General features: G+C 50.2%; 11 protein-coding genes. 5 read left to right on the top strand and 6 right to left on the bottom strand.

Annotation, left to right across the window (positions count from 1 at the left end; translation table 11 throughout):
- Positions 1 to 531: 531 nt before the first annotated feature.
- Positions 532 to 2,037, bottom strand: a complete 1,506-nt coding sequence (locus ACYUJT_RS23165; RefSeq protein ID WP_460326824.1) for a glycoside hydrolase family 43 protein — start codon at positions 2,035 to 2,037, stop codon at positions 532 to 534.
- 444 nt (positions 2,038 to 2,481) lie between these two features.
- On the opposite strand from ACYUJT_RS23165, the gene ACYUJT_RS23160 reads away from it, so the two are divergent.
- From ACYUJT_RS23160 to ACYUJT_RS23140, 5 genes are all read left to right on the top strand, one after another.
- Positions 2,482 to 3,483, top strand: a complete 1,002-nt coding sequence (locus ACYUJT_RS23160) for an ArsR/SmtB family transcription factor (RefSeq protein ID WP_460326822.1) — start codon at positions 2,482 to 2,484, stop codon at positions 3,481 to 3,483.
- 220 nt (positions 3,484 to 3,703) lie between these two features.
- Positions 3,704 to 4,702 (top strand): substrate-binding domain-containing protein, encoded by a 999-nt coding sequence (locus ACYUJT_RS23155; protein ID WP_460326820.1) that lies wholly within the window; start codon positions 3,704 to 3,706, stop codon positions 4,700 to 4,702.
- Positions 4,692 to 6,605 carry a cache domain-containing sensor histidine kinase gene (locus ACYUJT_RS23150; protein WP_460326818.1) on the top strand — a complete coding sequence of 638 codons (1,914 nt, stop codon included), beginning with the start codon at positions 4,692 to 4,694 and terminating at the stop codon, positions 6,603 to 6,605. Before ACYUJT_RS23155 ends, ACYUJT_RS23150 begins: the two co-directional genes overlap by 11 nt.
- Positions 6,605 to 7,843 carry a response regulator gene (locus tag ACYUJT_RS23145; RefSeq protein ID WP_460326816.1) on the top strand — a complete coding sequence of 413 codons (1,239 nt, stop codon included), beginning with the start codon at positions 6,605 to 6,607 and terminating at the stop codon, positions 7,841 to 7,843. Before ACYUJT_RS23150 ends, ACYUJT_RS23145 begins: the two co-directional genes overlap by 1 nt.
- A 316-nt stretch (positions 7,844 to 8,159) precedes the next feature.
- The gene (locus ACYUJT_RS23140; RefSeq protein ID WP_460326814.1) at positions 8,160 to 8,549 is read left to right on the top strand and encodes an SH3 domain-containing protein; all 390 of its coding nucleotides are present in this window, start codon (positions 8,160 to 8,162) and stop codon (positions 8,547 to 8,549) included.
- 91 nt (positions 8,550 to 8,640) lie between these two features.
- Here ACYUJT_RS23140 and ACYUJT_RS23135 read toward each other — a convergent pair whose 3' ends face one another.
- The 5 genes from ACYUJT_RS23135 to ACYUJT_RS23115 all read right to left on the bottom strand — a co-directional run bounded on the left by ACYUJT_RS23135 (position 8,641) and on the right by ACYUJT_RS23115 (position 13,671).
- Positions 8,641 to 10,050, bottom strand: a complete 1,410-nt coding sequence (locus ACYUJT_RS23135; RefSeq protein WP_460326812.1) for an N-acetylmuramoyl-L-alanine amidase — start codon at positions 10,048 to 10,050, stop codon at positions 8,641 to 8,643.
- 239 nt (positions 10,051 to 10,289) lie between these two features.
- Positions 10,290 to 11,156, bottom strand: coding sequence for a metallophosphoesterase family protein (locus ACYUJT_RS23130; protein WP_460326810.1), 867 nt, complete (start codon positions 11,154 to 11,156; stop codon positions 10,290 to 10,292).
- 42 nt (positions 11,157 to 11,198) lie between these two features.
- Complete coding sequence (locus ACYUJT_RS23125) at positions 11,199 to 11,540, bottom strand: DMT family transporter (protein WP_460326808.1); 342 nt, start codon at positions 11,538 to 11,540, stop codon at positions 11,199 to 11,201.
- Positions 11,537 to 12,316 (bottom strand): HAD family hydrolase, encoded by a 780-nt coding sequence (locus ACYUJT_RS23120; RefSeq protein ID WP_460326806.1) that lies wholly within the window; start codon positions 12,314 to 12,316, stop codon positions 11,537 to 11,539. Before ACYUJT_RS23120 ends, ACYUJT_RS23125 begins: the two co-directional genes overlap by 4 nt.
- Positions 12,317 to 12,330: 14 nt before the next feature.
- Positions 12,331 to 13,671 (bottom strand): extracellular solute-binding protein, encoded by a 1,341-nt coding sequence (locus ACYUJT_RS23115; RefSeq protein ID WP_460326804.1) that lies wholly within the window; start codon positions 13,669 to 13,671, stop codon positions 12,331 to 12,333.
- Positions 13,672 to 13,678: the final 7 nt, after the last annotated feature.

The raw sequence follows: 13,678 nt of genomic DNA, 5'->3' as shown, positions 1-13,678 counted from the left end.
CAGAGGACCTTATTTACTCAAAACACACATTATTTCAAGACAATTTGGCACATTAGCGGAACCACGGTCCGTTAGCATACGAATTTGCCGCCTTTTGGAGGAATAACGGAACTAGGGTCCGTTACGCCGCCCAGCAAACACTAGCACTAGCCAAACTTTGCTCGATGGGAGCGACGTTGTACGCAGGACCTGACTGATGTTCGGGATACGACTGATTTGCGGGACTCAACTGATGTGCAGAAAATCGCCTTGTATGCTGGACTCAATTTGTGTACTGGATGCGGCTGTCTATTGAACACAACTGACCTACTTGACACTACTGGGGCAAGGCTCAACTAGCGTGCTTGATACGACTGTGTGCATGACCCAACTGGCGTACTGAATACAACTAGTGTGCATACCTGTCCACAAACCGAAAAAGCCCTTGACCATAAAGGTCAAGGGCTTTTTGCTTTACAAGTATAACTAAAGCGATCAGGACAGTTCAGCTCAAACAATCCAAAACAGTTCAACCGAATCAGACACTCAAAATTACTCCTTCACCGCGACGCGGCTGCCCCACACCGCTTCACCTGTGTCGGATAAGGCAGAGAAGACCATAACGTGCTGCAGCGTTCCGCCGTCCCATTGGCGAAGGAACACGCCGCGGTATACGCCGTCGGCAAGGGACAGTTCAAGCCCATGGTCGCCGGTGAAGCGCCATGTGCCTTCCTCGCTTCCGGTCACCTTGCCGCCGTCGGCCAGGCGGATGATCGAGGATTCCTTGACCTCGGCCGTAATGTCCTTGCCATGGCGAACGAACTTGTAATCCCCGGCAAGCGCCGCCCCGTCGTACGTACCGATCGTCTCGCCGCTATAGCGGTGAGGCGCCACGACCGGCCAGCCGTGCTCGTTCATGAACATCTGATGCACGCGCACCTCATGGCTCTCCCCCCGGCTTGGGAAACGAGTATGAAAAATCAAATAATACCTGCCTGTCTTCTCATCATAATAAGCAGAATTGTGTCCAGGCGACACATAAGCCGTCCCCACACCCGATGTCTCTCCCTCGACATAGCCGAATTCCACATTACCCATCAGTTTCACGCCGTAAGGCGCGATCGCTTCATCGTCAAAGAACGTCCCTGCTGGGCCGCCCACGCCAGTCATTTCATGACCCTCCGCGTCTACGAACGGGCCGTCCGGTGTTTTTGAACGTACTACACGGATGTTGTAGCCCCCGATCGCATCGAGTCCGCCGTACGACAGAAACAAGTAATAATAATCCGTGTCCGGGCTATACAACATATATGGGCCTTCGATGCGGCTGTGATTAGCACCGAGGAGCTTCTTCCCATATCCCTGGTCCGGATAAGGGAATCCAGTCTCCGGATCCATCTGCAAAATGTAGATGCCCCCGGAATAAGAGCCGTACACCATCCACAGCTTCTCCTCTTTATCGAAAAACACATGTGGATCCACGACGTTCGGATGAACGGTGGCATCGTAAACCGTGCCGTCCTCGCTCGGCTGCCCCCACATCCCCGACTTCAGCATAATGCCCAGGTTCTTGTACGGTCCCTCGACCTGATCCGCCACCGCAACGCCCATGGCCGAAAGCGGAGAATCTCCCTTGCAGGCATTATAGTACATATAGAAGCGCCCATCCGGCAATTGAATGACATCCGGCGCCCAAAGCGTGTTGCTCTGCGCCCATTCCAGCGTATCCGCCAGCTCGGTAGTCACGTTCGGAATCAATGGATTTCCGTCATGTACCCCCGAAGCGATCTGCGTCCAATTCATGAAATCCGTCGTCTTCGCCGCCGCCAAATGGGAACCGAAAACATAGTAAGTATCGTCAACCTTGATGACGGATGGATCATGAACAGATGCATTTTTGAACTGCGGCACCTTTTCTTCCGCAGCCTGCTTCTCCGTCTCCGCCTGCACTTTTCCACCTCCCTCAGCAGCCCTGTTGGGCAAACCGGTCGCAGCCTGTCCGCTGCAAGAAGCCAGCAGCAGCATAACTGTCCATCCGATGGCTAGTTTTAGTTTCAATGGTAACCCTCCTATAATTGTAACACGATTTATTCGCCAGCGATCCCGCTATGATTGTACTCACACATCTTTACATTATGTTTCAATTAAATATGAACTAATTACACCATCCTTGAATGAATTCGCTTACAGCTATAAAATAGCATATAGTTCCTCTACAGTAAATGCATAGATATAAATCTTTTTATGTTTTTATTAAATTATATCCCTCTATTTTCGATATAAGCTTATTAATATAAAGAATAATTCGAAGAAAACCTCATTACTTGTTACCTCTGATTTATATAAGTATAAAATAATGATAATTTAAATTGGAAACATTTGTTGTATATTGCATTAATATTACATTATTTAATTAATTGCTTTCATTTTTAGCTTTGTTGGTTTATAATTATTTGAAACAAACGAAAATGAAATCATTTTTTTCGGAGGCTGGTACGGTAAATGATCTATATTAAAGATCTAATGAGCGGGATTGATATATTCAAGGCTCTAGGCTCAGAAATTCGAATTCAAATCTTGGAGCTGCTCGCAAACAATCAATCCTTGAACCTGAATGATTTGGCTAACAAGCTCAATCTAAGCAATGGCGCCATCACGATGCATATTCGGAAGCTCGAGGAAAGCGGGCTTATTGAAATCAATACGACGGTAGGCAAACACGGAATCCAAAAAATTTGTTACTTGAACAAAGACAAGTTAATGGTCGATCTGCGCAGCAAGGATGTTGAAAATTTATATGAAGTGGAGATCCAGGTAGGACATTACAGCGATTACCAAGCGGTTCCTACCTGTGGTTTAGCGACAAAAGACAGCATTATCGGCGACTTTGACGATCCTCGCTATTTCGCCGATCCACAGCGGATTGACTCGGAAATCATTTGGCTCGCCGACGGATTCCTGGAGTACCGGATTCCTAACTATTTGAAGCCGAATCAGACGTTCCGCGAAGTCCAGTTCTCGATGGAACTGAGCTCGGAGGCGCCTGGCTTCAACGACAACTACCCGTCAGACATTTACTTCTATATTAACGGCATCGAAATTGGCTACTGGACAAGTCCGGGAGACTTTGGCGATGCCCGGGGAACCTTCAACCCCGACTGGTGGCCGCCTCATTTAAACCAGTACGGCATGCTTAAGCTGATCCGCATCAATCACGAGGGCAGTTTCATCGACGGATGCCGGATTTCGGATGTCACGATCGACCAGATCAAACTGGATTACAAAAGCGAGCTGACCTTAAGAATCGCAGTTACCGATAAACCCGTGAACAAAAGAGGCCTAACTATCTACGGCAAGCATTTTGGCAACTACAGCCAAGACCTGCTCGCCCGAGTGCTTTACGATGTTCATGAGGTCCATGAGGCCGAGAATAAAGTATCAGCGAGACCCGGCAAAGAAAGCAAGCAAGCGAACCAGTCGGTGCAGGCTGCCGCTCAGGAATAAGCAAGAAAACTCACCGACTCATCGGCAGAAATAAGGGATACAGCAATAGCAATCAGCCGGAGGCTGTCTTTAGGTGCGGAAGCAACGTTCTGCACAAGAGACGGCCTTTTGCCCGTTCCAGCTCTTTAGAGGTCCGGCACTGCTTAGGGTAAGGGGATATATTTCACCAGCGATTCATAGTATGATGTGTCCAAGCTCTGTCTCTGAAAGGGGTTTCAATATGAAAAAGATTTGGATCGTCTATTTGCTCCTGATCGGCTTCTTCCTGCTGTACGTACTGGACTACAGGTCGCAAAGCCACTTGAACGAACAGTGGAAAACAGCGGGATTACGGGGCGAAATCGATGAAAAATACGTGATGGTCACCTTTCAAATGGGGATCGATTATTGGAAAAGCAGCCTGAAGGGCTTCGAGGACGCTGCCCAGGCGCTGAATGTATCCGTCGAATACCGCGGCTCTACGCAGCGGGACGTCCATGAGCAGATTACGGTGCTGGAGCAAATCATCGCCAAGAAGCCGGCGGGCATTGCGATTTCGGCCATTCATCCCGTCGATTTGACGGAGACGATAGGCAAAGCGGTAGACGCGGGAATTCCCGTTGTCCTGTTCGATTCCGATGCGCCCGGCAGCAAGGCCTATTCCTTCCTCGGCACGAATAATTATTCCGCAGGCATTAAGGCTGCGCATCAAATGGCGGAGCTGACGAACGGCCGCGGCCAAGTCGCCGTCGTCACCACGCCCAATCAGCAGAACCATCAGGATAGAACCGACGGATTCCTGGATACGGTCCAAAACGATTATCCCGAAATGAAGGTCGTCGCCGTAAAGAACGGCAAAGGGGATCAGATTTATTCCCAGCAATCGGCCGAGGAAATATTGCGGGATTACCCGGATATCGCCGGTATTTTTGCTACGGAAGCGAATGGCGGCATCGGGGTCGCGGAAGCGGTGCGGGAAAGCGGCGGGAGCCAGCGTCCGAAAATCATCAGCTTCGATACCGACAAAGGCACGCTGGACCTCGTAAAAAGCGGGGACATCTCCGCAACGATGGCCCAGGGCACCTGGAATATGGGGTATTGGTCGCTGCAGTTTCTCTTCTCGCTGGGCCATGATCTAAACAACGCGCAAATTCCGGGCACGCCATCCGTTCCAGAGCAGGTGGATACCGGAATCACAGTAGTGACGCGGCATAATGTGGATGATTACTATGCGAAATAAGTTTAAGTCAGCGGGGGTACGTCATTTGTCATTCAACAATTTACCAATCCGCTACAAGCTAATCATCCACTTTCTGCTCATCAGCATCCTTCCATCCATTGGCCTTGGCTTCCTTATTCACTGGACTGTGGACCGCGTTCTGGATCGGCAGGTTACAAACAACACCCTGCAGTTGATCGGCAAGGTGAATGAATCCCTTGAGACATACGTAGAAAATTTGCAGAACATGACGTTCCTGATCGCCTTTAATCCAGATGTTCAGCGCTTCCTGGAGCCAGACGACAAGAGTGGATCGGCGCCTGCGCCTGCCTCCGAAGAGGATCATTATGATATACGCAAATTTTTGCAGGGCTTTACGACCCTCCATTCAGAGGTTGCCGGCATTATGATCGTTAACAGCAGCGGTGAATATATCAGCAACGAAATGTATGCGCGGACAGAGAGTGACTTGACCCGCGAGTCGTGGTACCAGGAAGCCGTGCGCAATAAAGGGATATTCAAGATCGTCGGGCATCCGAACGAGCGCAATGTCACGAATCATGTCAATTACAAAAACAGTGAAGTGGTGTCGGCTGTCAGAGCGATTCTCGATCCGGATACGCAGCAGGTAAAGGGCGTCGTCCTCATCGACCTGAAACTGAGAGTCATTGCGGAGACGGCGCAGGACGTCAGGCTCGGCAAAACCGGATACCTCACGGTGATCGATAGCAGCGGCGAACTCATCTATGCCCCTCCCGATCCATACATTGAGCACATTCCGCTGGAATGGCTGAATAAGGACGGCACGGGAACGTATTCCCATCAAGCCGGCGGACGGAATCTGCAGTTCATCTACAGGGTCTCCCCGTTTACGAACTGGACGACGGTCGGCGTCTTCAGTACCGAGGAATCCATCTCGGAAATACGGGAAATCCGCTTCTACGTCGTCAGCTTCGTGTTCGTCGTCTGCCTGCTCGGAATGACTGCCTCCTTCTACCTGGCCCATTCGATCTCCAGGCCGATCGGGCAGCTGATGTCCTTCATGCAGAAGGCTCAGTCCGGTGATCTGACGATTCGCTACTGGGGCAACCGCTCGGACGAGGTCGGCCTCCTCGGCCGCCGTTTCAATGAAATGCTGCTGCAAATCAACCGGCTCCTCTCCTTGACGGAACGGCAGGAGCGGCAAAAGCGCGAGGCCGAATTGAGCAGCCTGCAGGCGCATATTAAGCCGCATTTTCTGTACAACACGCTGGACACCATCCACTGGATGGCCCGACGCAAGGACGCCGTGGATATCGCCGAGATGGCGGAATCGCTGTCGAAGCTGTTCCGGATCGGCCTGAGCAAAGGCAATGTTATCATTCCGTTATCCGATGAAATTGAGCATATTCGCAGCTATTTGCAAATCCAGCATGTCCGTTATCAAAACAAGTTGGATTACGAACTGAAGGTCGATCCGGCCGTGCAGGATTTCTACGTGCTGAAGCTCATTCTTCAACCCATCGTAGAGAATGCCATTTATCATGGGATCAAAGAACGCCGGGGTCCGGGACAAATTGATGTGGAAGCGATGGAACGAGAAGGAAACCTGGTGATTACGATTCGCGACAACGGCAAGGGGATGTCCGAGCAGCGGCTTTCGGCGCTGCGCCAGGCTATTGAACAAGCAGCAAGCTCTGAGGAGGAGCCTGCCACCGGCAAGGCACCCGGCGGGAATTGGGCTAACGCTCCGACGGGAGAAGCCGCAAAAACGGCTGGAGATACGCAAGGCTACGGCATCTTGAACGTGCAGGCCCGGCTGCGGCTTACCTTTGGCGATAAATACGGTCTCAGCCTGGACAGCGTCTTGGGCGAGGGGACAATAGTAACGGTAATCCACCCGCTGCTGCGGGACAATGATTTTCAAAATGGAGTTGATTGCTGATGTTAAATCAATCTTCGCCTGCCTCCGATCAGCGCTGGAAGGTGCTCATTGCCGACGATGAGTTCATCATTCGTGAAGGCATCCGGGAAAGCGTCGATTGGGAGAAGCTGCGGCTGCAGGTCACCGCGGAAGCCGAGGATGGCGAGGAAGCGCTCGAGCTTGCCATTCGGCATCAAATCGACATTCTACTCGTCGATCTCAATATGCCCATCATGGATGGGATCGAACTGATGAAGCATGTTCGCAAGGAACTGCCGAACTGCAAAATCGTCATCATCACGGGCCATGATGAATTCACCTATGCCCAGACAGCAATCCGCCTCCAGGTGAAGGATTACATCCTGAAGCCCGCCAATCCGGCACAGCTGGAGAAGGTACTGCGCCAGGTCAGAGATGAGCTGGAAGCCGAAGCCATCCAACTGGAGCATCTGCAGACTGCTTCGCGGCAAATTACGAAGAGCTATCCCCTGCTGCGGGAACGCTTCTGCCAGGAATGGATGGATGGCAGCATGACAGAGGAGGAAATCCTGGAGCAGTTGTCTTTTCTCCAATTGCCCGTGAACGCTCCCGCACTGCTCGGTATGATTCGCCTGCGCGAGGCAGCTGCGCCGCAGCCTCTGATGAAGGAGAGCGAGCGCCAGCTCTATTTATTCGCGATCGAGAACATTGCCGCTGAGTTGCTCGCGCCGTACCCGAAGGTCATTTTCCGCGATCCCTTCGGCGTTATCGTGGTGCTGCTCTGGAGCTTCTCGGCCGATGCCGAATTCCATCAAATCGAATCGTCCGTGCGGACTTACTTGAAGGTCGCCGCAGACGTCCATTTGACCGAAGGAGATAACGATGTCGCCGCAATGCCTGCCGTCTTCCGCAAGTGCAAATCCGCTGTCCTGAAAGAAACCGCCATCTCCCCGTTAGTGCGCAGAGCGAAGCAGTACATGCTGGAGCACTTCGGCGACTGCACGCTGACCCTGGAGTCTATGGCCCAGCAGCTGCAGTCTTCCCCGGTGTACTTGAGCCGAATGATCAAGCAGGAGCTGGATACCTCATTCAACAGCTATTTGACGCAAATCCGCATTCGCCGGGCATCCCAGCTGCTTAATGGCACCGACCTCACGATCGCGGAAATCGCCAGGCAGGTCGGCTATGAAACCCAGCATTATTTCAGCACGGCATTTAAACGCACGACCGGAATCTCCCCCCTGCAATATCGCAAAGGAGGCGCTGCTCAGGATGAGTAGCGCCTCCTGCTTCATTATGTCAAAAAGATTTAACCCCTAATATATTCCAATTATATTATATTTTTGGTATTATTTATATTAATATGATAGATAATAGGAAATTTATCACTTTGAAAGGAGGGGATGTCGCCGGGATTGCCTCCGTTACCAGACATTGAATAAGGTAATTTTCCTACTTAGAAGAAAGCGGGATAAGCAGAAGATCTACTATTCTTATGATCGTTCTTGGGAATCAGTTTACTGCAGCAATCCTGGCAAGTTTGCTGTCATTAAGCGATTTCTCAATACCTATTTCAATTAAAAAGGAGACATTCTTATGTTCAAAAAAATCGTCGCAGTTTCGTTAGTAGCAGCAACACTTATGCTCCCTTCCTATGGAGTCTTTGCCGCGGATAGCAGCAGCTACGTCAGTACAACTACTCTAAGCTCGCAAGAAGTTTTGGCAGGATTAACGCCATTACAATCATCTGGAAAATATACAACGATGTCTGCAACATATAAAATTACCGCTGACGGTGTAAGACTGAGAAAAACTCCTTCGACATCCGGTACAGTGCTAGGTTTGCTAAACAAGGGCGATATGGTTAACGCCCAACATGGCGGCACCGATGTAGTCGCCAACGGATATGTCTGGAAGCAAGTTTATAGCTACAATCACGATGCATGGGGCTGGGTTGCCGTTGATTACCTAGAAGAAATAGGCTAATAACAACCACCCAGATAAATAACCCCCTCGCAATGGGAGATTCCCATGGTGAGGGGGTTGTTTTACCTAGGAACATATTAATCTTCGCTCGCTAGTATATTCCGAAGTATTCTTTAATCGCGTCTACAATGCCTTGGGCTACCCTATTTTGAAAATCTTCTGTAAAGAGCAGCGCTTCCTCTTCCACATTAGACAAAAAACCTACCTCCAGCAAAGTAGCTGGCATATTACTCCTTCTTAACACCTCATAGTTATTGTATTTGACTTGGCGGTCTTTAAGCTGTGTCGCTCTAATCAAATGCTTATGCATAATTTCCGCTAGCGGCTTGCTTCCCTCGTCATAATAATAAGTTTCGGTTCCCCGGGCCGTAGGAATATTCAGCACTGAGTTGGCGTGAATGGAGATAAACGCATCTGCGTTAAGATCGTTCGCGAGTTTGGCGCGATCCGGTCTCGTGACATAAGTATCGTCGTTTCGTGTAAGCACCACTTCAATCTGTTGCTCTTGCCCAAGCAACGCTTCTACTTTTAAAGCCATGGTCAGGTTAAAATCCTTCTCAACTCTGCCGGACACTCCGGTAGTACCATTATCGTGAGCTCCGTGTCCCGCATCAATCACGACTAATCTATTACCTGTAACCGGTACCGTCGTAGTTGTTGTTGGCGGTGTATATGTGTCTGAAGATGTGTCAGTAGACGTCATTGGCGCTGTTGGCGAAGTTTGATCGAACAAATCGAGTATAATTCCATCCGGATTCCCCGCGGCATCAGAAAGTTGATAACTTGCCTTAGAGTTTAAGTCCAAGACAATGCGAATGGTCGAAGGATCCGATTTGAATAAGGAATAACGGATTTTGCTTACAAGCGAATGTTCTTCCTCGATATTAATCTGATAGCTCCCCGCTCCCGCCATATTTTGCAAAACAAATGAATCCGCTAAAGCAGCCCCCGGCAAATCAAGAACGATCCGATCCGGCCCGCTCATGGTGGAAATTTCCGGCTGCACGCTTTGATTCATATTTATCGTCAGCCGATTGTTTGCGAATTGAATATTTTCTATTTTTCCCTTATTCATAGATGTTGTATCCAGCGAATCAAGCGTACGCTCCAAGGAATCGGAGGATAAGTACACCGATTTGGTGCGGTTATCCCAATTCACCTCCAGGCCGAATTCTTCCCCGATAAAACGTAAAGGCACAAACGAGGTCCCCCCTTTCAACAAGGGAGGTGACGTAAGCGAAACGACCCGCTCATCGACATAGGCACTGGATTTATTGATGGTCATCGCAACCGTTTTAGACTTGTTTTGAATTTTCACAGTTTGGTCGGTTTTATTCCAATTCACAACGTAGCCTAGTTCTTCCACTACGCGAATTGGAACCATCACTTTACTGTTGACGATTTCAACTTGAGACAAATTAGCTGCGCCGAGCTGCGCCCCATTCAAATATATTGAAGCGGTATTGGCAAATACCGGCGAATTAAAGCTAAGCAAGAACAAGCTTATTGCTATAAAAACGATTACTCCGAACCTTCTCAATCTGTCCACCCATCCTTTAAAAAATAATAGAGACAACTAAAATATATCCAAAATTCCAGCATCAACCATTTTAACGCTAAAACAACCCAAAAGTTGCTATTTTTCTATATTTTTTTTGAATTAAAATCTACAAATCTATCGAAAGTCCTAAAACACGCGCAAAAAAAAAACCACTTCAAGAGAAGTGGTCTGTAGATGTTCTAGTAATTGATTTGAAATTGCGCCGCCTCCACCCAACTGCCCGCTGCAAAGTCCCGGCCTCTGACCAGAACCTTATCCGCATAGATTTCAACGTAAAAGCCTTGACTCCCGGTAAAATGGACGTCCTCGTCTGTCCATAAGTATGCTACCGAAGCCGCGTTGAACATCGTCGCCGTTTCTCCCTTGCCATCGAACATCGTATGCTCGGCCTCTAACTGCCAATGGGTATGCCCAGTAAACATGATCGCTTGCGGATGCTTACTCAGCACCTGCTTCAGCTCTTTATCCTGCTCTACGCCGTACCAGTCCTGAGCTTGGAGAGAACCCGCCACCGTATCCATCAGCGGTTGATGCAAAAATACGAAGACCGGTTTATTGGCGGACGCCTTCTCTCCAAGCTTCTTATCCAGCCAGTCCAGTTGCTGCTGCGTCAAATGACAGAACCTCTCCAGCCCCTGTTCCGTGCCGAGAAAAATGTAGTGATACCCGTCGATCCAGTGATCGTGATAGACTCCCTGCATACCGGTATGGGCTGTATAGTTGCCCAATCTCGAGCTCCAATTTCCAAAGGCGACATCATGATTGCCCAAGGTAAAAAGAATAGGAGGAAGACCTTCCCGGTTAGCTTCGATAATACGGTTCAATTCCCCGTACTCCTCGATAAAGCCGTGATCCGTAATATCGCCTACATGCATAATTCCGCTGCTCCCAGCTGAATTGGCGATAATGTCCTTTAGCGCTCTGTCGAAATTTTGGTTATATTCGTGAGCGGCATTCCCGGTCACATGGGTATCCGTAATGACCTGAAAAGTAATCAGCGGCTGTTCATTTGCTTGGGCTTGATCGATATGATCGTGATGTCTCATGAAATCTCCACTCCCTCTCTTTTGTACCATTTACAAAGATGATTAATGGGCTTTCGAACTCATATTCAGTCCAATTACGCCTATGACGATGATCGCCATCCACATCATGGAAGATACGGGGAGCCGTTCACCGAACAGCCGCACTCCCGCCAGCGTAATCAAGACAATGCCGATACCTGACCAAGTGGCGTAAGCGATGCTCATATCCATATAATGCAAGGCATAGTTAAGGAACGTAAAAGCAGCGCCATAGGACGCAAACATCGTTACAGAAGGCCATAATCGCGTGAAGCCCTCGGACATTTTCATTGATACCGTGCCCGACAGCTCAAGCGCGATGGCCAAGGCGAGAAACAGCCAGCCTATTCCACCCGCTGCTTTCATTCTGCCGCTCCTTTCAGTCGAAGCTCATCATAAGCTCCAATAATATAATCAGCATCGGGAAAAAGATCCGCCGCACCGGCCTCGGCCTGCTCCAAATGCAAACCTATGCAAAGCCTTGCTCCTGCCGTCTGACCCATGATCATATCTCCATTCGTGTCGCCGATCACCGCAGCGCCTCGTACGTCTATCGATAACTTATCGCAAGCCAGCTCCAGCATATCGGGAAACGGCTTCCCCCGCCCCACCTGATCGGTGCCGATCACGGCACCGAAAAAATGACGAATACCTAGCCACTCCAAATGCTTCTCGGCCGCTAACGTGTCATCGGCAGTTACAACTCCAAGCGGAATATGCTGCGCATGGCACGCTTCAAGAAAGGCGATGACTCCGGCGATAGGCCGGACGGGACGAGCCCGCTCCAGCTCCGCATCGGCTGCCCTGCCGCTTAGCTCCGTCAACTCCTTCGCCTTCGCCCACGATAATCCCGCTCGATACCCCTGCCAAGTCAGCAGGGTAAACAGCTCTGCCATCGTCCCCATGGCCAGCGGTCCGTTGCGATCATAATCGATCACCGCGCCATCTGGTCCATGAACCGTCCCCCACAGGTATGAATCTGTAAAGGGCGGCTTCAGTTCCCTTAGCTGGGACCCAAAGTGCCGCAGCATATGCTCGCTCCAACTCCCCCACATGGAGACAAAATCGAGCAGAGTGCCGTCCTTATCCAATAAAATGCCGTTAATCGCATAGCTGTCGTTATTTACAATGAGTTCAGGCATTCCTTATGTCACTCCTATTTCATGCTATCTAGCGCTTTTTGGGCCGCTGCCTTCGCTTCCTTAAGTGCTTCTTCGGCCGGAATATTCTCGATTTGCACCTTATCGGCTGCGATTTTCAGCGCGTCGTTAATTTTGCCGCCGGTTGGGTCCTGGAATGGAGCGGAAGCATGCGCTGCCTGCATGAGCGGAATTTTGCTTTGTGGGTTTTGCTCGCTGTAAGCAACAAAATCCGGATCATCGAGTGCAGATTCGCGAACGGCGATATAGCCAGTATTCATCGACCAGGCTGCCGTATTTTTGGAATTATTGAAAAAAGAGAACCATTTGAACGCCGCCTGCTGCTGCTCGGGACTTGCTTTGGCCGGAATGCCCGCCATGATTGCGCTCGCGACCGGCTTGCCTTCGCCCCTTCCCGCCCAACCCGGCTGCTCCATCGCCCCAAGCTGCGTGAAATCAAGATCGCCCTGGTCGCCACTCGAGCCGGTATAGCCTGCCGCTTGACCCTTCATTACGTCATCGATCGTTTTATACCAATATTCCCAGCCTTGGCCGCCATAGTGAATGCGCATAATGCCATCCTCATGAATCCATTTGCGGAACAGCGACCACGTTTCTACCCATTCCCGAGAATCGATCATGACTGTCTTTCCATCCTCGCTAAGAATACGTCCGCCTTTGCCTAATACGGCATCGATCATATTCTCGCTTCCCCACATCGGCTCCCAGCCATACACCGTCGTTTTGCCGCCTTCCCGTTCCGTCATCGCCGCAGCCGCCGCAGCCAAGTCTTCCCATGTCTTGATATCCTCCGACTTAATGCCCGCCTGCTCGAACTTGTCCTTACGGTAGTACATCACCTGGGTCGTGCCGTACATCGGCAGGAAGTATTGCTTCCCGTCCACCTGTCCCTGAGACAGAAATGTCTGTACAAAATCCTCTTTATTGAAGTCCGGGCTTTGAGCGATCATCTCGTCCATCTCGGCAAAATAACCTTTTCGAGCCCAATCCACATTCGCCGCCAAAACAGCCGCAGGCACATCACCCGAAGCGATCGCAGCCTGAAGCTTCTTCTCCGTCTCCGAATAATCGGCCTGGACGATCCCTTTTACGATAACCTCCTGCTGGGATGCATTGAATTCTTCGATGAGCGCCTTCATTTGTTCACCCAACTTACCGCCAAGTCCGTACCAAAACTCGATCGTCACAGGCTCCTTGGCTGCCGTTCCTTGCGCTCCATTTACTTCGGCACTGGCCTGTCCCCCCGTATTGCCTCCGCTGCCGTTTGCACCGCAGCCCGTGATCAGCACGAAGCTTAGTATCAAGGTGAAAATCAATCCTTTTTTCAATAAATTCATGTATAGT

Source organism: Paenibacillus sp. YSY-4.3 (assembly GCF_054767475.1).
The sequence above is the reverse complement of the archived record's forward strand: the minus strand, read 5'-3'. Positions and strand labels throughout refer to the sequence as shown.